Origin of the sequence: Citrobacter sp. S55_ASV_140, from assembly GCF_018919505.1 — a bacterium.
Classification (GTDB): domain Bacteria; phylum Pseudomonadota; class Gammaproteobacteria; order Enterobacterales; family Enterobacteriaceae; genus Citrobacter; species Citrobacter werkmanii.
Map to the genome: position 1 here is coordinate 1 of NZ_JAHLQZ010000063.1, position 20,839 is coordinate 20,839.

At 52.2% G+C, this 20,839-nt stretch carries 24 protein-coding genes; 17 read left to right on the forward strand and 7 right to left on the reverse strand.

Translation table 11 applies throughout. The annotated features are described in order from the left end of the window. From KQJ18_RS11800 to flgA, 5 genes are all read right to left on the reverse strand, one after another. Positions 1 to 1,999 (reverse strand): glycosyltransferase (locus tag KQJ18_RS11800; protein WP_216422010.1); only part of this gene is annotated, 1,999 nt, incomplete at its 3' end. A 56-nt stretch (positions 2,000 to 2,055) separates the two neighbouring features. Beyond that, positions 2,056 to 3,000, reverse strand: a complete 945-nt coding sequence (locus KQJ18_RS11805) for a lysine-N-methylase (protein ID WP_085047736.1) — start codon at positions 2,998 to 3,000, stop codon at positions 2,056 to 2,058. A gap of 134 nt (positions 3,001 to 3,134) precedes the next feature. Beyond that, complete coding sequence (locus KQJ18_RS11810; protein WP_038637617.1) at positions 3,135 to 3,563, reverse strand: flagellar protein FlgN; 429 nt, start codon at positions 3,561 to 3,563, stop codon at positions 3,135 to 3,137. A 12-nt stretch (positions 3,564 to 3,575) separates the two neighbouring features. Continuing rightward, positions 3,576 to 3,863, reverse strand: a complete 288-nt coding sequence (gene flgM, locus KQJ18_RS11815; protein ID WP_038643000.1) for a flagellar biosynthesis anti-sigma factor FlgM — start codon at positions 3,861 to 3,863, stop codon at positions 3,576 to 3,578. Between the two features lie 99 nt (positions 3,864 to 3,962). Further along, entirely contained in the window at positions 3,963 to 4,679 is a 717-nt protein-coding gene (gene flgA / locus KQJ18_RS11820) for a flagellar basal body P-ring formation chaperone FlgA (protein ID WP_216422014.1), read from the reverse strand. 133 nt (positions 4,680 to 4,812) lie between these two features. Here flgA and flgB point away from each other — a divergent pair, with 133 nt between their 5' ends. From flgB to KQJ18_RS11880, 12 genes are all read left to right on the forward strand, one after another. Further along, the gene (gene flgB, locus KQJ18_RS11825; RefSeq protein WP_042310529.1) at positions 4,813 to 5,160 is read left to right on the forward strand and encodes a flagellar biosynthesis protein FlgB; all 348 of its coding nucleotides are present in this window, start codon (positions 4,813 to 4,815) and stop codon (positions 5,158 to 5,160) included. Positions 5,161 to 5,162: 2 nt separating this feature from the next. Further along, positions 5,163 to 5,594 carry a flagellar basal body rod protein FlgC gene (gene flgC, locus KQJ18_RS11830; RefSeq protein WP_006685942.1) on the forward strand — a complete coding sequence of 144 codons (432 nt, stop codon included), beginning with the start codon at positions 5,163 to 5,165 and terminating at the stop codon, positions 5,592 to 5,594. Next, entirely contained in the window at positions 5,594 to 6,481 is an 888-nt protein-coding gene (locus KQJ18_RS11835) for a flagellar hook capping FlgD N-terminal domain-containing protein (protein WP_085047734.1), read from the forward strand. Before flgC ends, KQJ18_RS11835 begins: the two co-directional genes overlap by 1 nt. Positions 6,482 to 6,507: 26 nt before the next feature. After that, positions 6,508 to 7,710, forward strand: coding sequence for a flagellar hook protein FlgE (flgE, locus tag KQJ18_RS11840; RefSeq protein WP_085047733.1), 1,203 nt, complete (start codon positions 6,508 to 6,510; stop codon positions 7,708 to 7,710). A 9-nt stretch (positions 7,711 to 7,719) separates the two neighbouring features. Next, on the forward strand, positions 7,720 to 8,457 hold the full coding sequence (locus KQJ18_RS11845; RefSeq protein WP_038637629.1) for a flagellar basal body rod protein FlgF: 738 nt from the start codon (positions 7,720 to 7,722) through the stop codon (positions 8,455 to 8,457). A gap of 30 nt (positions 8,458 to 8,487) precedes the next feature. Next, positions 8,488 to 9,273 (forward strand): flagellar basal-body rod protein FlgG, encoded by a 786-nt coding sequence (flgG, locus tag KQJ18_RS11850; RefSeq protein WP_038637632.1) that lies wholly within the window; start codon positions 8,488 to 8,490, stop codon positions 9,271 to 9,273. 56 nt (positions 9,274 to 9,329) lie between these two features. Further along, a complete protein-coding gene (flgH, locus tag KQJ18_RS11855) occupies positions 9,330 to 9,995 on the forward strand; it encodes a flagellar basal body L-ring protein FlgH (RefSeq protein ID WP_038643004.1) in 666 nt (221 codons plus the stop codon). 13 nt (positions 9,996 to 10,008) lie between these two features. Continuing rightward, positions 10,009 to 11,130, forward strand: a complete 1,122-nt coding sequence (locus KQJ18_RS11860) for a flagellar basal body P-ring protein FlgI (protein ID WP_087856483.1) — start codon at positions 10,009 to 10,011, stop codon at positions 11,128 to 11,130. Positions 11,131 to 11,138: 8 nt separating this feature from the next. Continuing rightward, positions 11,139 to 11,441 (forward strand): rod-binding protein, encoded by a 303-nt coding sequence (locus KQJ18_RS11865; RefSeq protein WP_110498852.1) that lies wholly within the window; start codon positions 11,139 to 11,141, stop codon positions 11,439 to 11,441. A gap of 98 nt (positions 11,442 to 11,539) precedes the next feature. After that, positions 11,540 to 12,916: a flagellar hook-associated protein FlgK gene (gene flgK / locus KQJ18_RS11870; protein ID WP_087856482.1), complete on the forward strand. Its 1,377-nt coding sequence runs from the start codon at positions 11,540 to 11,542 to the stop codon at positions 12,914 to 12,916. 18 nt (positions 12,917 to 12,934) lie between these two features. Next, positions 12,935 to 13,864: a flagellar hook-associated protein FlgL gene (flgL, locus tag KQJ18_RS11875; protein ID WP_069323862.1), complete on the forward strand. Its 930-nt coding sequence runs from the start codon at positions 12,935 to 12,937 to the stop codon at positions 13,862 to 13,864. 25 nt (positions 13,865 to 13,889) lie between these two features. Next, entirely contained in the window at positions 13,890 to 14,891 is a 1,002-nt protein-coding gene (locus tag KQJ18_RS11880) for a flagellar hook-associated protein (protein ID WP_204578954.1), read from the forward strand. Here the strand turns inward: KQJ18_RS11880 and KQJ18_RS11885 are convergent. Both KQJ18_RS11885 and KQJ18_RS11890 read right to left on the reverse strand, forming a co-directional pair. Beyond that, the gene (locus tag KQJ18_RS11885; protein WP_204578955.1) at positions 14,888 to 15,367 is read right to left on the reverse strand and encodes a hypothetical protein; all 480 of its coding nucleotides are present in this window, start codon (positions 15,365 to 15,367) and stop codon (positions 14,888 to 14,890) included. The two genes, KQJ18_RS11880 and KQJ18_RS11885, sit on opposite strands and share 4 nt — an antisense overlap. Then, positions 15,345 to 16,295 carry a winged helix-turn-helix domain-containing protein gene (locus KQJ18_RS11890; protein ID WP_137346871.1) on the reverse strand — a complete coding sequence of 317 codons (951 nt, stop codon included), beginning with the start codon at positions 16,293 to 16,295 and terminating at the stop codon, positions 15,345 to 15,347. The genes KQJ18_RS11885 and KQJ18_RS11890 overlap by 23 nt, the downstream gene beginning before the upstream one ends. 552 nt (positions 16,296 to 16,847) lie before the next feature. Between KQJ18_RS11890 and lafA the strand changes: the two genes are divergently transcribed. The 5 genes from lafA to KQJ18_RS11915 form a co-directional block, all read left to right on the forward strand. Next, complete coding sequence (gene lafA / locus KQJ18_RS11895; protein WP_087856478.1) at positions 16,848 to 17,762, forward strand: lateral flagellin LafA; 915 nt, start codon at positions 16,848 to 16,850, stop codon at positions 17,760 to 17,762. Between the two features lie 196 nt (positions 17,763 to 17,958). Next, positions 17,959 to 19,284 carry a flagellar filament capping protein FliD gene (gene fliD, locus KQJ18_RS11900; protein WP_216422012.1) on the forward strand — a complete coding sequence of 442 codons (1,326 nt, stop codon included), beginning with the start codon at positions 17,959 to 17,961 and terminating at the stop codon, positions 19,282 to 19,284. A gap of 33 nt (positions 19,285 to 19,317) precedes the next feature. Continuing rightward, complete coding sequence (gene fliS, locus KQJ18_RS11905; RefSeq protein ID WP_003843794.1) at positions 19,318 to 19,710, forward strand: flagellar export chaperone FliS; 393 nt, start codon at positions 19,318 to 19,320, stop codon at positions 19,708 to 19,710. A 4-nt stretch (positions 19,711 to 19,714) separates the two neighbouring features. Further along, positions 19,715 to 20,032 (forward strand): flagellar protein FliT, encoded by a 318-nt coding sequence (locus KQJ18_RS11910; RefSeq protein WP_087856476.1) that lies wholly within the window; start codon positions 19,715 to 19,717, stop codon positions 20,030 to 20,032. Continuing rightward, positions 20,029 to 20,839: flagellar hook-length control protein FliK (locus tag KQJ18_RS11915; RefSeq protein WP_216422013.1), on the forward strand; the 811-nt coding region annotated here is incomplete at its 3' end. The genes KQJ18_RS11910 and KQJ18_RS11915, both read left to right, overlap by 4 nt.

The window sequence follows — 20,839 nt, forward strand, 5'->3', positions numbered from 1 at the left end:
GCGAGCTTAGCGCGCCATAGGTAGGGGCATACAGGATGGTCTGTTTTTTCGCATTGAGCTTCAGACTGTTTGGCAACGTGTTATCAAAAGTGTGGTTGTGCCACTCATCGAAGCGGGGATTGCCGACCGCTTTTGCACTACCGCCAATATCAAGCGCGTGCTGGCTATAGTGGCTGTAGCACAAGATGCGATGATAAAAAGCGTTCCACCAGGCATGGTTCCACTCTTCTTTCGCCAGGCCATACATGGCACGCACATGGGTATCCGCCAGCCCGTTTAGCAACGGCGTGTAGTAAGGGCTTACCAGGCATTTGAAACGCTGGCGTTGCTCAATGACCGTAGAAAGGCGTGTTCCGCCCAGCGCGGAGTCGTTAATGGTTTTAATCGTCGCTGTCATTTCATCCAGAAACGACTTGTGTATTTTGTCACTCACCAACAACGAGCAAGAATGGCCCATCGCCTGAAGCGCGCTAATAATGGGGCGGTACACCGTGTAATGCAGCGATGTTTCCATATAGAAGCCAATGGCATCGATATGAGTGGAAGTCGACGGTTGCGAGTTGCTTACCAGCGCGTTGACGGTCTCGGGTTTTTTATTAATTTTATTGAAGTAGTAGCCGATGTTATCGGTTTCTTTCTTTTCGATATCGCTATATCCCGCACGCTGATAACAAATGCTCGGATAACACGAGAGCCATTTTCCTTCACGTAGCAGCGCTTGCCATTGCCCTTCGAGGGTGTCGGAGAGGTCATGCTCCATTTGCTGAGCCAGCGTCGGGTAATAACGGCTGTTTACCAGATAGGCGCAAACTTTATTGCAGTCGCGGGCATGGATCATGCCCTGCAGGCTTTTCAGTTCGCTGCCTTGCTTAATTTCTCCGCCGAGGATGACCACTTCCCACGGAAAATTAGGTAACGCGCTCAGGAGCGAATTGAGTACCCGAATATGCTTTTCCTGCTTGAGGATCACGCTGTCATCTTCAAGTAACAGGTAGTTTTTCCAGCCCTGACGCTGCGCCAGTTGCAGCGCCCGCATATGGGACTGACGGCGACCAATCTGGCCATTGGTTGCTACTGATGCGGCCAGTCGGGTAACTTTTTCCGCGGGAAAATTAAGAAACGACAGCTCTTGCTGGATGTGCGCTAAACGATCCGGGCGCGAATCCAGATTCACGATCACCACCTGATCAATGTAATCCCAGCGGATCGGTTGATGATGCGTGGCGTTATGCAGGCTTTGATACCAGTTTTTTAGCATTGGGTCGGTAACCGCCTGTGCCAGCGTGGTTTCCTGCGGCTCGCTGCTTCCCAATACAAAGTCTTTATCGAACGTATTTTGGCTATGCGAGATACAAATGATGGTACGCTCGCCCGGCAATTGCAGTGGATTCACGGTGAATTGATTGGTGAATCCTTCTTCTTCGCCTAAGTTACATTCATCATCGTAACGGTGCTTTTTCAAATAATTGCGATGGTAGCAAAAGGTGCCGTTGAGAATGTTTTGCGGGCCAAAGCTGCGGCTTTTAAACAAGCGGTTGATATGGCTATACCAGATGGGGATTTGATCGGAACCCGAAATCAACGCCCGATGACGTTGCATCATGTCGATGGTGTAAGAGATCTTATCCGCCGGATAATAGTCATCGTCATCCATACACAGAATATATTCACCTAACGCCAGCGCATTGAGCATATTCCGCTTTCTGCCCAGCGGCAGTTTTTCCGGATGATAGATATAACGAATATTAAATTTCTCCGGGTGATTCTGTGTCAGCCTGTCAATGACCGACTGATGGCTTTGCGGGGAATCATCGAGGATCACCAGCTCCCGGCGGTCGGCAGGGTAATCCTGGTAGCGGAACATATACAGTAAATAGGGTAAGAAAGCGGCGCGGTTCCACGTTGGGGTAATGACGCTGACAAACGGTTTTTCACGGCCAGTTTCCAGCGTTTTGACAATGCCGGTCAGGGCGGAACGAGCTTTAGAGGTTTCAGGCATGGTGATGTGTATTCGCGGTTCGAAAAAGGACCGGGCATTCACCCGGTCAACAGGTGCTAACGTGTAATCAGGGAAAACGCCGAGAGCAGAGGGTCTCCCGGCAATATGTTCACAATATGCTGGCGCAGCGAGATGGCATGCTCGCTATTGCGCCACGCTTCAAACAGCGCGAAAAGGGCATAAATTTCGTCGTGGCTTAATGCGGAACCGTCCAGTGTCCACAGGCAAAACAGTGTACGAATCATAAAGACGTCAGCGACCAACCAGAAGAAACGCTGGAGCGCGCTTTCATCGTCATGTTGCGGGAAGGTATCGTGATAAAGGCGATAAATCAGATAGTTACTGAAAATCCAGGCATCCTGCGCGAAATAGCGCTCCCAGGTCATTAACCACTGATCATGCAATTGCTGTTGGAGCAAGGCTTCACTGTTAGCATCTTGCAGCATCAGCAGGCTTACCTGCAGGGGCAAGGTCAGCTTACGCGCGCTTTCCGGCAACAGTTCCCAATTGAAATCGCAGTTGCCCATTTGGGTGATCATTTCCCGCTGCAACTGGGGCAGACTGGGCAGTTGTGCGAATTGCTCCTGCAGTTTTCCACTTTGCGCATGGTCAGCCAGCACCTGCGGTAGCGAAGCCAGCTTTTCCAGCGTCTCGTCGCTACTGTCTGGGCATTTCTCACAAAAAGAGAGCATGATGCCCAGCGCATAGAGGCGCAGCTCCGGTGACAAGCCTGGCAGGGTAATGGTATTCAGAGCAGATTGATTCAATACCTGATCGCGTGGGGATAACGTCGGGCTGTCAGGGGCGGCCGCACATTTTGAATGATGCAAGACAAAGGCATTGGGATCGCCTAATGCAGCCTGGCAGCTGGCCGGATCGGTTAAGACCAGACTCTGACGAACTTCCGTTTTCCAGCGCACGTTGACCAGTAAAGCGGAATCCGGATGGTGGGATAAAAACAACCGGACAAAGTCAGGCTCGTAACAATCAATCATACTCATAATGTGTTCTCAGTAATCCCAATGTTCAAAATCTGGCTATGACAGTGCAATATCCATGCCTGAATTTAATTGTATTTATATCAATTGGTTAGATGAGGCGCGGAAAGCCGGTTTCCGCGTCAGGGAAGGAAGTTTTAGCGCTGGTAAATAAAATCGGGCTCAGTGCCTAAAAAAGCCTGAATAAATTCATACTGACGGATCAGCAGATCGCCGTTTTTTTCGTTGTACATCTTGCAGCGTTTCGCTTTTTGCTCAAGGCTTTGCCACCAGCCCTCTGCGGCAGTTTTCTGCACGCCCGGCAGCCAGCTAAAGACCTGTTCTATCCCTGCACGATTGACGCTTACGCCCAGCAGTTGCAGGAGCGACCGGCGCTGTTGGCTGCTGTTTTGCAACTGCTCATAATGCTGTTGAATAAGTTCATTGACGGCCAGTAGTTCGTCGCTGTCGCGACGGATCATACACAGACGTTGTTGTTCCAACTGGTGTCTGAGCGCGTCATACCGCGTCCCGTCCTCGCGGATGCCCTGAAGCAGAGTTTTCACCTGCTGTAGCCTGGTACTCACTGTTGTAGCCTCTTATTTCTGGAAAAAGCTGAGCATGTCCCCAGCCAGTTGATCGGTATCAACCTGCAAATCGCCTGAGGCCAGCATGGCCTGCATTTGCGCCACTTTGTCGTAATCAACGTCACTTTGCGTATCACTGTTCAGCGTTTGCTGCGCCGTTTGTAATCCCGCCTGAGTAATATCGTCGGCGGAAAGCGATGCGGAACTGGACGCGCTCGTCTGCACGCTGCTCTTGTCTGCACGCGCCTGTTCGGTTGTCGATGCAGGGCGATTGCCTGGCAGAGTTGGGGTAATTTTCATAGCAACCTCGTACATATTCCGTTGGGTTGGTTATCTGTTATTGGCTAAAAGCGACGGCAATAGAGGAAAACTTTAATCCCATCACAAAAAATCACCGCACTATTCCGCCGTCAGCGTGGTGACCACGCCGGTATCGTCCACCATCCCGCTAATGATCCGCTGGCTGCTGCTGTTGCGAATTTTTATCACATCCCCTTTACGACCATTCTTCAACGCCACGCCCGGCATTGAGGCGGTGATCCCGGCCATGTGGGAGACGATCATCACCGGCTGGTCGCGTTTGACCAGTACGGGCAGTACCAGCTCGCTACGGGTAATCGGTTTGTCCGGTTGCAGGGCGCGCTTGCTGGTGAGACCAATCGCCTCATCGATATTCGTCATCAACCCTTCGCGCTGGTTGCTGATATTGAATTTTTTAAGCTGCAGGTCGTCGGCGGTGATTACCGTATCTCGCGCAATCAACGACTTTGGCATGACCACCGGAATCGACACATCGGGGCGTACCGCCACGTTAAATTGCCAGCCATTGCTGCCCGGACAACTGACCACAAAGTTCATTCGTGACAGGACCATCTCCGGTGATGTGCTTGAGGTAACCTGCGGCGCCGACGCGCATAGCGCGCTGGTACTCACGGCGGAGGGAATATAAATATTGAACGTGTAGCGATAGTCCTGCCACTGCTGTTTGCGCGCCAGCGCGTCAATTTCATGACTGGCGGCATCGAGAACCCGCGCGTTGATCTGTTCCCGGGCGCTGTGCTGAATGGGATGGACGGCGGCATGTGCGGGTAAGCCACAGCATATAGCCAGCATCATTTCCACGGCAAAGAGGAAAGAGGGCTTCCTTCTGTGAGGGTGTCTTTTCATAAAGTCATTTCTCATCAATCACTTAAAAGTTGGCATACATATTGCTAATAACAGCGATATCTACGCAGGAGTGATGCAAGAAATGGGAATCAGTTTTCAGCAGGCATTGGGTGTACATCCGCTGGCAGTGAAGTTACGTCTTGAGAGGACCGAGCTACTGACTGCGAATCTGGCAAACGTCGATACACCAAATTTCAAAGCCAAAGATATTGATTTTGCCGCTGAGATGCAACGGGCAAGTCGTACAAATGTTCCGCCCGAGGTTGACGTGAAATACCGTGTGCCGATGCAGCCTTCAGAGGATGGCAATACCGTAGAGCTGAATACCGAGCAGGCCCGGTTTTCACAAAATAGTATGGATTATCAAAGCAGTCTGACTTTTTTGAATCTGCAACTTAGCGGCATCAAAGAGGCCATTGAAGGGAAATAACCATGTCGTTTACTGATATTTACCAGATTTCCGGTTCGGCGATGACGGCGCAAACCATCCGTCTGAATACCGTCGCCAGCAACATGGCGAATGCGGAATCTCCTGCCAGCAGCGAGGCGCAGGCCTATAAGGCGCGCAGCCCGGTTTTTGCCGCGGTTTACAACAATAGCCTGATAGGGGGACATAACCGCCACGCCATTGATGGCGCCAGCGTACAAGTGCAGGACGTCATGCAAAGCGGCGGGGCGGTGAAGCGTTATGAGCCGCATCACCCAATGGCGGATCAGAACGGTTTTGTCTGGTACCCGGACGTCAACGTGGTCGAGCAAATGGCTGACATGATGTCCGCATCACGTGATTTTGAAACCGACGTTGATGTGCTGAATAACGTCAAAAGTATGCAGCAAAGCTTACTCAAACTGGGAGAAGTGTAATGAATACCCTGGCTCTGTATGCCCAATCTCAGGCGCTGGCTTCTTCTCAGGAGAAGACGACGGCGGTTGCTGAAAATAACGTCGGTGCCACGGCGCAAAGTACTAATGTGGGAGACAGCAGTTCTTCGACGACGTCGTCAACGACGGATACCAGCGACACCAGCAGCACCACAACAACCACTACGTCCACCGAAACCTCGGCGGTCGACACGTTTCTGACGCTGTTTGTGGCTGAAATTGAAAACCAGGACCCGACCGATCCCACCGATCCTACGGCCTATATCGATCAGCTCTCCTCAATGGCGCAGGTGGCGATGATGGAAGAGATGAGCGTCCAGGCCAACACCAATGCCGTGCTGATGAGCAACATCCAGGTGATGGCGCTGGGAAATATGGTCGGCGACGACATCATGGTGCAAACCACCTCGCTGGATATCGAAGACAACAGCAAGGCGATCCAGGGGCGCGTCACGTTGGATGACAGCTGTACCGATGTGGATCTGCACTTTACCGATGAAGCGGGTGATGACTATACCGTGTCGCTGATCCCGGAAGGTGAAACCTCCGTCGGACCAGGCCAGGTGGACTTCGACATCAATCCTGCGGATTACGGCATCCCGCCGGGCGATTACAGCGTTTCCGTGGTGACCAATACCGGGGAAGAGGAAGTGCCGATCGAGGTGACGGGCCAGGTGGAAGATGTGCGTATTCCGCTTGATGGCAGCACGCCGGTGCTCAACGTTGACGGCGTTGGCGAAGTGCCATTCACCATGATCACCCAGTTTGGCGTACCGGACAGCACCGACGGAACCAGCGGTTCCGATGACACCACGCCGCCAGATACTGACGACGGAAGCGATAACGCCAACAGCAATATGGTGCTCTGATTTAGTTAATCTTACAGGAAGAAACAATGAGTTATGAAATTGCAGCGACGGGGCTAAACGCCGTCAACGAACAACTGGACGGCATCAGTAACAACATCGCTAACTCCGGTACGGTGGGTTATAAATCAATGACCACCCAGTTCTCCGCCATGTACGCCGGGACGCAGGCGATGGGCGTGAGCGTGGCCGGTTCCGCACAAAGTATCTCCACCGGCGGCTCGATGGTTTCAACCGGCAATGCGCTGGATTTAGCCATTAACGATGATGGTTTTTTCGTCATGTGCGATAGCGCAGGGAATATTTCCTATACGCGTGCCGGCTCTTTTGTGACCGATAAAAACGGCTATATCGTCAATGCGTCCGGTGATTACCTGCAAGGTTATCCGGTTGATGACAGCGGGACGCTGCAAACCGGTACCGTCACTGATATCCAGATTAAAACCGGCAACATCCCGGCGCAGGCCACCGATAGCATGACCTTCACGGCAAACTTTGACGCCAGTGATGAAACGATCGATCGCACCAGCGTACCGTTTGACGCGAACAACAGCGATACCTATACCGACAGCTACACCACCACTGTGTATGACTCGCTGGGTAACGAACACTCGGTTAGCCAGTATTTTACCAAAACCGCCGATAACACCTGGGAAGTACAGTACACCTTTGATGGTGAGGCGCAGAGCGGCGTCCCACCGACCACGCTGACCTTCGACTCAAATACCGGCAAGCTGACATCGCCAACAACACCGCAAACCATCACGTTCACTACTGATGACGCTGCGCCGATTTCGATGACCATTGATTACTCAGACTGTACTCAGTACGGCTCTGATTTCTCGGTGACAACCAACTCCGCAACCGGTTATGCCTCGGCAACGCAGAACGGCGTGCAGGTGGATGATGACGGTAAAGTTTACGCCACCTACAGCAACGGCGAACGTATGCTGCAGGGGCAGGTCGTGCTCGCTACCTTCCCGAATGAGAACGGACTGGAAGCGGTAAGCGGCACAGCCTGGGTACAGACGGGCGAATCCGGCACGCCGCTAATTGGCACGCCTGGCTCCGGCTCTTGTGGCACGCTCTCCTCCGGCATGCTCGAAAGCTCCAATGTGGATATTACCAACGAACTGGTCAATCTCATGACCGCCCAGCGTAATTACCAGGCGAACACCAAGGTGATTTCGACCAGTACGCAGTTGGATCAGGCTCTCTTCCAGGCGATGTAAGGCTAAGAAATGGATCGGTTGATTTATACCGCACTCAGCGGAGCCACCCAGACGCTGCTCGAGCAGCAAATTAGCGCCAATAACCTCGCCAACGTTAACACCAATGGTTTTCGCGCGGATATGGCGATGGCGAGCAACGACAAAGTAAAAGGCGGTGGTTTTGATACGCGTTTTATGGCGAAGGAGAGTCCCAGCGGCGTCAATGACAGCACTGGCGTGGCGGAAAAAACCGAACGCCCGCTTGATGTTGCTATTCAGGGACCCGGCTATATCGCCGTGCAGGATAAAGCGGGAAACGAGGTGTACACCCGTAACGGCAATATTCAGCAGGACGATCAGGGGCAACTGACCATCGACGGTAACGTGGTGCTCGGGGATAACGGCCCGATTATTTTACCGCCAAACGCGATTGCCTCTTTCGGCAGCGACGGCACGCTCTCCGTCACACCTGACGATGGCGATGTTACTGCAACGATGGATATCGATCGCCTGAAGCTGGTGGATATTCCGGTCGCCAATCTGGCGAAAAATAGTGAGGGGATGCTGGTGACGGCGGACGGCGTACCGGCGCAGCGCGATGAGAACATCAAAGTGAGCGGCGGCTTTCTGGAAGGCAGTAACGTGTCTGCGGTGAGCGAAATGATGTCATCTATCGCGATGAACCGTCAGTTTGAAGCGCAAATCAAGATGATGAAAACGGCTGAAGATCTCAGCGACTCAGGCAACAGGCTGCTACGCGGCTCCTGAGTCGTAGCCTTTAATCAGGGATAAAGTTTTATGAATGCAGCGTTATGGATCAGTAAAACCGGCCTGTCGGCGCAGGATGCTGAGATGAGTGCGATTGCCAACAACATCGCCAACGTCAATACCACGGGCTTTAAGCGCGACCGCGTAATGTTCCAGGATCTGTTTTATCAGACTCAGGAAGCGCCGGGCGCCATGCTCGATCAAAATAACATCATGCCGACCGGAATGCAGTTCGGTAGCGGTGTTCGTATTGTGGGAACGCAAAAAACCTTCACCGAAGGGAATGTAGAAACCACCGACAATACGATGAACGTGGCCATCATGGGGCAGGGGTTCTGGCAGGTGCAAAAAGCCAATGGGGATATCGCTTATACCCGTGACGGCAATATGCAGGTTAACGCTGATGGCGTGCTGACCAACTCCCAGGGTTTGCCGTTACAGCCGGAAATTGATGTGCCAGCGGGTTCAACCAGCGTGTCATTTGCTTCCGATGGTACGGTGAGCGCGATTTTACCCGGCGACAGTGACCCTACCGAACTGGGGCAACTGACGCTGGTGAATTTCGCCAACCCGGCAGGCCTTTCAGCCGAAGGCGACAACCTGTATCTGGAAACGGCGGCCAGCGGTCAACCGACGGAAGGTATTCCGGGGGAAGATGGTCTGGGAACGTTACAGGATAAAGCACTGGAAGGCTCGAACGTGGACATCGTCAACGAAATGGTGGCGATGATCACCGTACAGCGCGCCTATGAGATGAACGCCAAAATGGTCTCTGCGGCAGACGATATGCTGCAGTTTATTAGTCAGACACTGTAACTCAAGAATGTGAAATGCCGGATGGTACAGCGCCATCCGGCAGAAATAGGCAGAACGTGAAAAATTATCTCTGGCTGATGGTACTGCTTCCCCTGTTAAGCGGGTGCGAATCGCAGGCCCTCCTGGTCAAAAAAAATGACGAATTCTTTGCTCCTCCCAAAACGGAAGCGCCGCCAACGGCGGATGGTCGCGCGGGGGGCGTGTTTGAAACGGGGTATAACTGGTCGCTGACGGCGGACCGCCGCGCCTATCGCGTGGGCGATATCCTGACCGTGATGCTGGAAGAGTCCACCCAGTCGAGCAAACAGGCGAAAACCAATTTCGGTAAGAACAATACCGTCGACATCGGCGCGCCGACGCTGTTCGGACATACCAAAGATAACCTTTCCGCTTCCGTAGACGCCAATCGTGACTTCAACGGGACGGCGACCTCGCAGCAGCAAAACAGTTTGCGCGGTGAAATTACGGTGTCGGTACACTCGGTACAGTCGAACGGTATCCTGGAAATTCGCGGTGAAAAATGGCTCACCCTTAACCAGGGCGATGAGTACATTCGCCTGAGTGGCCTGGTGCGCGCCGATGACATTCAGAACGACAACTCCGTCTCATCGCAGCGTATTGCGGATGCACGCATCTCCTACGCGGGCCGTGGCGCATTGAGCGATGCCAATGCGGCGGGCTGGCTGACGCGTCTGTTTAACCATCCTCTCTTCCCGATCTAAGCAGGATTTTGATATGCAACACTTAAGCGGGCGCTGGATGAACGCGTTAAACGGCATCGTTATCGCCCTGAGCCTGGCGCTGCCAGGCGCGGCGCAGTCGCAATCTCTGGAATCGCTGGTTAACGTCCAGGGGGTCAGGGAAAACCAACTCGTCGGCTACAGTCTGGTGGTCGGTCTGGACGGAACCGGGGATAAAAACCAGGTCAAATTCACCAACCAGACAATTACCAACATGCTGCGCCAGTTTGGCGTACAACTGCCGAGCAAAATCGATCCGAAGGTGAAGAACGTTGCGGCGGTGGCGGTCAGCGCGACGCTACCGCCCATGTACTCGCGTGGGCAGACCATTGACGTCACGGTCTCGTCGATCGGCGATGCCAAAAGCCTGCGCGGCGGCACACTATTGCTCACCCAATTACACGGCGCGGATGGCGAGGTTTATGCCCTTGCGCAAGGGAGCGTGGTGGTCGGCGGGATGAACGCGACCGGAGCCAGCGGCTCCAGCGTCACCGTGAATACCCCCACCGCCGGGCTGATACCGAACGGCGCGTCGGTAGAACGTGAAATTCCCAGCGACTTCCAGATGGGGGACACCATTACGCTCAATCTGAAACGCCCCTCCTTTAAAGATGCCAATAACATTGCCGCGGCGATCAACGCGTCGTTTGGCGGCATTGCGACGGCACAAAGCTCGACCAACGTTATCGTCCGCGCGCCAACCAGCCCCGGCGCGCGCGTGGCCTTTATGTCTCAGTTAGATGACGTCCAGGTGCAGGCGGAAAAAGTCCGGGCTCGGGTGGTGTTTAACTCGCGTACCGGTACGGTCGTTATGGGCGATGGTATCGCCCTGCATGCGGCGGCGGTATCGCATGGCAGTCTGACGGTTTCCATCAATGAAAGCAGCAACGTCAGCCAGCCGAACGCTTTTGCCGGTGGCCGTACGGCGGTGACGCCGCAAAGCAATATTTCGGTGAATCATGCCCGTCCGGGGATGATCAGTCTGCCAGAGTCCAGCAGTCTGAAAACGTTGGTCAACGCGCTCAATAGCCTGGGGGCAACGCCGGACGACATTATGTCTATTTTACAGGCCCTGCATGAAGCTGGTGCGCTGGATGCCGATCTGGAGGTGATTTAATGGCCGACATCAAGGTGAATCATAGCGGGGGCATTGACGGTAGCGATGCGTTAATGGGCCCCAAAATCAAAGATAACGATTTGCAGAAAGCTGCCCAGCAATTCGAAGCCATCTTCTTACGCAACATGCTGAAAGAGATGCGTAAAACCAATGAGATCTTCGACTCAAAAGATAACCCGTTTAACAGCGACTCGGTACGCATGATGCAGGGATTTTATGACGATCAGCTGTGCAACAGTCTTGCCCAACAGCACGGCATTGGCATTGCGGAGATGATCGTCAAACAGCTCTCCCCTCATCACCAAGGATAAAGGTTGCGCGGCGGCTTAAGAACTGCGGTTTTTTCGCCGCTCTTAATCGGCAAGGTTGTTAATGACAGACCGGGTAACTGACCGGCGAGGACGCTTTGATGGATATGATTAACATTGGCTACAGCGGCGCATCGACTGCGCAGGTGGAGCTTAACGTAACGGCGCAGAACACCGCCAACGCGATGACTGACGGTTATACCCGGCAGGTTGCCATCACCAGTACCATTGGCGCGAGTTCCGGTTCAGCGAACAGTGCGGGTAACGGTGTGCAGGTTGACAGTATTCGCCGGGTCTCAAACCAGTATCAGGTTAACCAGGTCTGGTATGCCGCCAGCGATTATGGCTATTACAACACCCAGCAAGAGTATTTAACGCAGTTGGAAACCGTCCTCAGCGATGATAACAGCAGCCTGAGCGGGGGATTTGATAACTTTTTTGCCGCGCTAAACGAAGCCACCACCAGCCCGGATGATTCCGCCCTGCGTGAGCAGGTGATCAGCGAGTCCGGCGCGCTGGCGCTGCGCGTGGATAACACCCTCGATTACATCGACTCGCAAAGCAGTGAGATCGTCAGCCAGGAGCAGGCGATGGTGGCGCAGGTGAACACCCTGACTACCGGTATTGCCAGTTATAACCAGCAAATTGCTGAAGCTGAAGCCAACGGCGATAACGCTTCGGCGCTGTATGACGCCCGCGATCAGATGGTGGAAGAGTTGAGCGGCATTATGGACGTTCAGGTCAATATCGATGATGAAGGCAACTATAACGTCACGCTGCAAAACGGTCAGCCATTGGTCAGCGGGCAGGAGAGTTCCACCATCGAACTGGATACCAACGCCGATGGCACGCAGAGTATGTCGTTAACGTTTGCCGGAACTACCTCATCCATGAACACCGATACCGGCGGCTCGCTGGGCGCGCTGTTTGATTATCAGAATGAGGTGCTGACGCCGCTGACGGGAACGATTAACAGCATGGCGGAGCAATTTGCCGATGCGGTTAACACCCAACTGGCGCAGGGCTACGATTTGAACGGAAATCCCGGTGAACCGCTGTTTATTTATGATGAAAACTCATCGGATGGCCCGCTGGAGGTAAACCCTGATATCACCGCCGATGAACTGGCGTTTTCCAGCTCGCCGGACGAAAGCGGCAACAGCGATAACCTGCAGGCGCTGATCAACATCTCAACCGAACCGCTGGAAATTGAAGGACTCGGTAGCGTAACCGTGGGCGAAGCCTGTTCATCGATCATCAGCAATATTGGTATCTACAGCCAGCAAAACCAGACGGAAGCCGAAGCCGCAGCGAACGTATACTCCGAGGCACAGAACCAGCAGAGCAGCGTGAGCGGCGTCAGCATGGATGAAGAAGCGGTAAACCTCATTACCTATCAGCAGATTTATGAGGCCAATCTCAAAGTCATCTCCACGGGCGCAGATATTTTCGATTCTGTGCTGGAAATGTGTAGCTAACCGGAAGGGGAATGAAAAATGCGAGTCACTGCCCAGCAGTCTTATGTGTCTATGACGCAGAGTTTTAACGACCTTTCCAGCGATCTTTCTCATGTCGTCACGCAGATGGCGACGGGGAAAAGCATTCTGTTACCGTCTGACGATCCGATTGCGGCGACCCGTATCACCCAGCTGAACCGCCAGCAATCGGCCCTCGACCAATATCAAACGAATATTAATTCCGCGTCGGCAGGGATGAGCCAGCAGGAATCTATTCTCGACGGCGTCAATAACGATCTGTTGGCGATTCGCGACGATCTGCTGGAAGCCGCGAACGGCACCAATACCGCTGAGTCATTATCCAGTCTGGGGCAGGATATCCAGTCGATGACTGAAGCGATGGTGTCGGCGTTAAATTACCAGGATGAAGACGGTCACTATGTGTTTGGCGGGACGGTGAACGATCGGCCGCCGATTGTCGCGGTGGATGAGGACGGCGACGGCGTGACCGACAGCTATACCTACCAGGGGAATGGCGATCATCGCCAAACTACTGTCTCCAATGGCGTAGAGGTTGACACCAATGTGGCCGTCAGCGATTTCTTCGGCGATAGCCTGGATGTGCTGAACACCTTAACGTCATTATCGAAAGAGCTGCAGGACCCATCGGTTGATCCTGCCGATCCGCAGGTGCAAAGCGACATTCAGAATGCCATCGATACGGTAGACGTGGCCTCTGATGAGCTCAACGCCTCCATCGCCACCATTGGTGAAACGCAGAATACAATGACCATGCTCAGCGATGCTCAGACGGATATCTCAACGTCCAACGATCAGCTGATCAGTCAGTTGAGCGATCTGGATTACGGCCCAGCTTCCATTACCTTTACCGGACTGGAAATGGCGATGGAAGCCACCTTAAAAACCTACTCTAAAGTGAGTGAGTTGAACCTTTTCAGTGTGATTTAACAGCGAGCAGTAGCTCAGGAATAGTATGCAGGTCGGTTTAAATACAACGTCACTCTCCGGTAGCGGAGCGCTTAATCCTTCTGTGCAGCAGCATACCGTTGCGCAGAATGCCCCTGTCCGTCAAAAGTTACCCGCAACGGCGAGTGATTACCCGGCCTCACCGCTTATTACCACCCGGCCTCAGCGTTATAGCGTGCAGCTTAACGATCAGCTCACCACGCTACAGCAGGCCGATCACTATCTGGGACAACTGGAACAGCATTTGCTGGATTATCGCCATGCCTCGCGCCGTGGCGGGCAGGCGCAGCAGCAAAAGGGCGCCGAACTTACCCAGTGGCTGGATAAAAGAACGGCGTTATCCGGCGGCGCGGTGGACAGGCAACTGCGTCCGGTTTTGCAGGGCGAGGCGCGAGTGACCTTTCACGCGCCTGAACTGGCGCAGATGCTGCAAAAAGATGCCATAAGCTCGCGCATGTTTAGTGTTTCCGATGGGCGGCAAACGCAGCACTCGGCGGTGGTGGTGGGTGAGGATATGGATCCAGGCCAGTACAAGATAATGATGAGCAACGCGCTGCGTCGCGTCGGCGTACAGGTGCACGATCGGCAGGGCACGTTAACGTTCTCCACCACGGAAAAGCAGTGGTCGCAGATCCAGCAAACCCTGAGCGTACGCGATGTCGGTGCGAAGTCATCAGCGTTTACCCCGCTGAAAACATTTGCCGATCCCTCACGTTCAGAGGAGCTTCAACAGTATGTAGCACAGGGCGGTGCCCGAACTCAGGACGGATTACAGCAGGCGTTGGATATTATTGGCGATCAACGTGCGCAAATGGCTGCCCAGCAGGAGAAGGCCCGGCAGCTCATTGACGGTATGGCGCGTTTTCCACAGGCAGAAAGTGCGGTGCAAGCCTCTGAATCATTGGGTGGGGTATTGGATCATGCTAATCACAATTATCAGGTATTAGCGCAGGCGGTGAATGGACAAGCCCGACTTTCCAGCCAGACTGTCCGTAGTTTATTAAGTTAATTCTGCTGGCATGCTTTTGTTGAAAAGTTAAATACAGAGGGGTCTGTGATTAACAGACCTCCGACATCCCGAGTAAAAATCAAATTTTGCTGCGGAGTTATATGGAGCCACCATGTATGCAGGTTGTGCTCAGTGACAAATGCCCCGAAATTAGCCATACGATAATCGTTTTGATCGGTTTTGGTGGTACTAAAGTGAAACTCACCCTGTTTATATGAGCCGGTATAATGATTAATACACGATGCTACTTTAAACGTAGAGGGCATTTTATTATTTTGCTCCAAAGGGACGAGAGTGATCGTGGTGCTTTTATCCAGAGAATTTGCGATAAGTTCATAATGTACGTTTTTGCCAGTAGTAAGGTCGTAATTGGCAATGACCGTATTTTCAATGCGGGCATGAGCCGTAAATGTGAAAAATAGCGTGAAAGCAGACAGGGCAGGGAAAAAGAAATTATTTGCATTTTGGCATTTCATTTAACATTTTCTCCACTTCTTTAATTAAAATACCATTCATTTCATTATCTTTATTTAGCCAGTTGTCAAAGCTTAGCGCTAACTGCCACTTATCATTGCATTGATTGCTAAGTACAATATCAAGGGCGAGTTTGTTCAGTGAGACCCGATAATACAAGGTCATCGAGGCGTTATGGCTTACCAACAGTGGGTTGAGCTGCTCGATACCGGGAAGAATATGCGTTGAAACAAGCGATGATGATTTCTTATTCTCACCTGGGTCGTAAAGTTGATATACCGTAACATGGTTGGCATTTTCAAGCGTCTCTTTAACCAATTGCGGAGCTTCTTCCATTTTGGTGACAGACGGTGCTTTAAAATAAGAGATTAAAATAAACAACGACAGCGCGATAACGATAACGGGTAAGGTAATCAGAACGGCTCGATAAGGATGCCGTCTGATGGCTGTTTTTCTCTGGTTTCTTGACGATAGTTGACTGTTAAGTAAGGGTATTTCCCCATTGTTTGTTGATGGAAGCATTTCATCAGGCGCAGGGGACTCAACAATCTCGGTACGTTTCTCGACCTCATCAATGGTGCTGTCATCAACCACAGTTTCATTAAGGTCAATAGTTTCAGTGAGGTAGTTCTTATTAAATAAATACCCTTTTTTAGGTATGGTTTTTATAATTTCTTGCTGTTTACCGTCATCATCGATCGCAACGCGCAGCGCATGAACGGCTGTCGGCAGGCTATTTCCACCGACGATGCGATTCTTCCAAACTGCGCTCATTAAATATGACCGAGATAAAACGACATCGGCATTTTTAGCTAATGTCTCTAACAGAATAAAATGGTATTCGCCCAGGCGACGTATCTCGCCTGTTTCACAATGGATTAACGCATTAAGCGAGGAATCCATCCGCCAGTTGTTGACTACGATACTCATCGATTTGTATACCCGTGCAAGATTTTATATCCCTGGTGTCACACCGTTAAAAATCAGTGCATTAAAATTCTGGAGAAATTGAAATTTCTTTGTGCTGTGAAGCTGCAGCTGAATCGCTATTGAGTGTTTTTTATGCTGTCCAAAAAAGGATTTGAAATGTAGCGAAAGTGCCCGAGACTCACAATATAAAAGTACAGGGTATTTGCAACTAAATGTAAAACATGGCTATAACCAGGCTTTTTAAAGTGATTTCATCTAGGGATAATCTTATTCTTATCAAAAAGTTAACCCGTATGGCGCGTAAGCAACCAAGCCGTTATTAGATATTTCTAATAATCTTTTAATTAAATCTTGATTGAGATCTTCCTTAGAAAGTGGTTTTTTGGGGAGGTAGCACGCAAAGCTAAAATAGAGGTGGAGGCGTTTTTTCTCTCGCTAATGATGTTGTGTGACGCGTCAAAAAAATTTTCTGCAGCGCTTTAAGTTTTCCAAACGGGTGGTCGTTTTTACAGAGTATCGAAACGAAAACGATTATTCCCAAGGAGCAGTACCATGTTATCGATTAATACTAATACCGCATCAATGTCTGCTGTTAATGCTATCAACAAAAGCAGCGCATCACTGTCTACTTCTATGGAACGTCTGGCGACAGGTAACCGTATTAACTCCTCTGCAGATGACGCCGCGGGCAAACAGATTGCCAACCGTCTGACCGCGCAGTCCAGCGGCATGGGCGTTGCATTGAGCAACATCAACGATGCCACTGCCATGCTGCAGACAGCCGACAGCATGTTTGACGAAATGACCGACGTACTGGGCCGTATGAAAGACCTGTCTACTCAGGCGGCGAACGGAACGTACAGCGACGAAGATTTGCAGGCGATGCAGGACGAATACGACGAGCTGGGCCAGCAGATGTCCGATATGCTGCAGAACACCACTTACGGCGGCACCAACCTGTTCGGTGTTTCCGGTACCAGCAACACCGGTAAAGACGGCCTGTTCCAGAGCGGCGTAACCTTCCAGGTTGGCGCTGAATCTTCTGACACCATGACCGTTGATATTTCCAGCCAACTGGACACTCTGGTTAACGCACTGGATCAGGTTAGTGCTTCCTTCAAAGGTGACCAGGCAGATAAGACCGGTAGCGCAGGTATTTCTGGCGGCTCCGAACTGACCACTTCTGGCTCTGCAAACGCGATGATTGGAACTATCCAGACTGCAATGGACGACGTGTCTAAGATCCAGTCCAAACTGGGTGCATCCATCAACCGCCTGAACGACACCGCGGCTAACCTGACCAGCATGCAGGACAACACTGAAGTGGCGATCGGTAACATTATGGATACCGACTACGCGACGGAAGCGTCCAACATGACCCAGCAACAGGTGCTGATGCAAACGGGTATCACCATGCTGAAGCAGTCCAACAGCATGTCCAGCATGGTTTCCAGCCTGCTGCAGTAATTCCTGACGTAATGTCATTCACAACACCGCCACCCGGCGGTGTTGTGCTTTCCGCAACCGGGCCTTTGCCTGGAAACCTTCCTGAGGAAGGGAAAATTCATTTCCGCTACTAACTTAACTTACTGAATATCAATAATAAAAAATATTGGCATGCGTTTTGCTATTACATAACTAACGTTGCACGGAGTCACTGATTATGAGTTTTACGAGTCCGATCCAAAAATTAGCACAAGAATTTGCCTACGCGGACATCGCCACCCAGGCGGCAAATCTGCAAAACGAGCAGAACGAATTGAATGCAGAGAGCAACGGCCTGGACTCGTTAAGTTCGGCGCTCACCGACTTTCAGTCAGCAATTGATGCGCTTAACAGTGACACCGACGGCCCGCTGACGTTTTCTGCTACGTCGAGTAATGATTCAAACACCATATCCGCAAACTCGGAAGCTCAGGCCGGAACCTATTCATTTTATGTTTCGGCACTTGCACAGGCGCAACAAACCACGTTCAGCATGAGTGATGACCAGTACAGCGCATCCGGTACCTTTACGTTGTCGATGGATGACGGCACGACCATGGATATCGATCTCGCGGCTGCTGATGAAGATGGCGACAGTTTTATTGATGCCAGCGAACTGGTTGATGCAATTAATGACTCGGATGACAACCCTGGCGTGTCGGCGGCGCTGGTTAAAACCGACGGCACCACCACTATCATGCTGACCTCTGATACCACCGGAGCACAAAGCGGCTTTTCAGTGAGCGTTACGGGTAACACCGATTTTGCGACGGCGGAGTCTTCCAGTGAGCAGCTCATCACAAATCCGCAGGACGCAGAAATTCATCTGGGAAGTGAAACCGGTCCTGCCATCACCAGTAGTTCGAATACTTTCGATGACGTTATCCCCGGCGTAACGATGACGTTTTCCGAGGTCAGCGATCCTGATGATCCTAATGATGTGACCACCTTTACCGTCGCGGAAGACTCCAGTGGATCTCAGGCAAAAGTGCAAACCTTCGTGGATGCCTATAACACGCTAATCGACACCATAGATTCTCTCACCAGCTACGGCGATGACGACTCGGCAGCCGGGGTCTTTGCCGGTGATGCCGGGATGAATTCGCTGGCAAACCAAATGGATGATATCGCTCACGCTTCATACGGCGGCGTATCGATTGTCGACTATGGCATCACGCTGGATTCCGACGGTCACTTACAAATCGACTCCACCCAGTTCAGCGAAGAAATGGAAAAAAACCCGGACGGTTTGACCTCTATTTTTGTCGGTGACGACAGCATGGTCGCACAAATGGACGACCTGATGGACAGCTATCTGGATTCCAGCAACGGCATTATTGCCATGCGCCAGGAAAACATTGACGACCAGCAGAGCAAAATCCAGGACGAAAGCGATCAACTGACTGAAACCTATAACACCAACTACGAGCGCTATGTGGAAGAGTACACCAATACGCTGGTTGAGGTGTACACCATGAAAGTGAGTATGGCCGCGTTTATGTAACCGGCTGATTTAAGAGAAGGATTAAGAACCAATATGTACGACACGCAGGATGGTTATTCGCAATACAAAGAGATGGATCTTGCTGCGCGTACGGCAGCAGCATCACCGTTAGAGCTGGTGCTGGTGCTGTTTTCGGGACTGATGGACGAACTGGAACGCGCGAAAAGCCACATTGAGAACAAACGCTACGAGCGTAAAGCGCAAAGCATCAATAAATGCATCGATATTCTCAACGCCTTAACCAGCTCGCTGGAGTTTGAAACCGGCGGTGAGCTGGTGGTGAATCTCTCCCGGCTGTATGACCACTGCGTCTACCGCCTGTATGAAGCCAGCGGCGAGTTGTCGTTAGAAAAAATTGATGAAGTGATCCTCATCCTGACGAATCTGCGTACAGGCTGGGAAGGTCTGTCAGCAAAACTTGGATAAGGCGATGGAAAGAGAGCGTCAGCAACAGCAGCTTTATGCCTTGGTGGCGGCGATGAACGATGCCCTGGATCAAAAACGGTGGCGTCGATTACCAGGTCTGCATCAGCAGGTGATGCGTGACTTTCATGCCTATGCTGCCTGGGAAACTGACGCCGAGGCGCTACGGGAAGTGAAAAGCAGACTGCTGGTCGCGTTTGAGACATTAATTGCGCGGCGAACGCAGCGTGCGGAAGAACTCAAAACGCGGATGGAGAAACATCAGCAAAACCAGGAAGGAATGTTGGCGTATTCAATGGTTAATTTAATTTCGGAGAAGGCATGAATCCTGTATTACTGGCCTCGGTCAGTGCGTCGGCAGAGGCCACACCGGAAAAGGCGACGATTTCGGCGCCGTCAACCCCTGAGGGCGGCAGCGCATTTTCTTTATCCCAGTCGGGGCTGAACGCCGCGGCTGAGCGGTTGATTGGCGCAAAACTGAGTCATCAGCAGACGTCGGCGGCTGCACATAAACAAGACGACGCGAATCCGGCAGCCATGCAGGCATTGCTGGCTATGCTATTGGCGCAACCGACTCAGGCAGCCCCGGCCGATGTACAAAAGCAGCCTGATGGCGACATGTTGAGAATGCTGGCGCAGGTGCAAACCACCCATTCGGGGTCATCATTGCTGCGCCAACTGGCGAGCGCCATGGCCCAGCCGGAAAAAACATCCGCGCCATCGGCTGATCAGCACACAACCGACTTATCGTCACTGCCGCCTAAGCTGCAAACGTTACTGGCGTCACTCAGCGAGGATTTGCCGCCAGCAACCCCGGATCAACAGGCTAAGCTGGCGACGTTTTCCGCCCAGGATCTGCGAGCGATTGCGCCGGAGCCTGCGCCACTCTCGACCTCCCAACAAATTTCTGCTCGGGTGAAATCAACCCAGAACCCCAGTCCTCGCCCGGTGGTGGAGAGAAAAACCGCTGGCGTGACGGTCAACCCTGCGCTCTCTACGCAGAATTTGCTCAATACCGCGGCGCAGGGAAATCAGCCAGTGAATCCACTGACCGAGCATAACATCGTGTCGACGCCAGTTTCCGCACCAGTGACGATGTCAACGGAGGAACTCGGGGAGAAACTCACTGCGT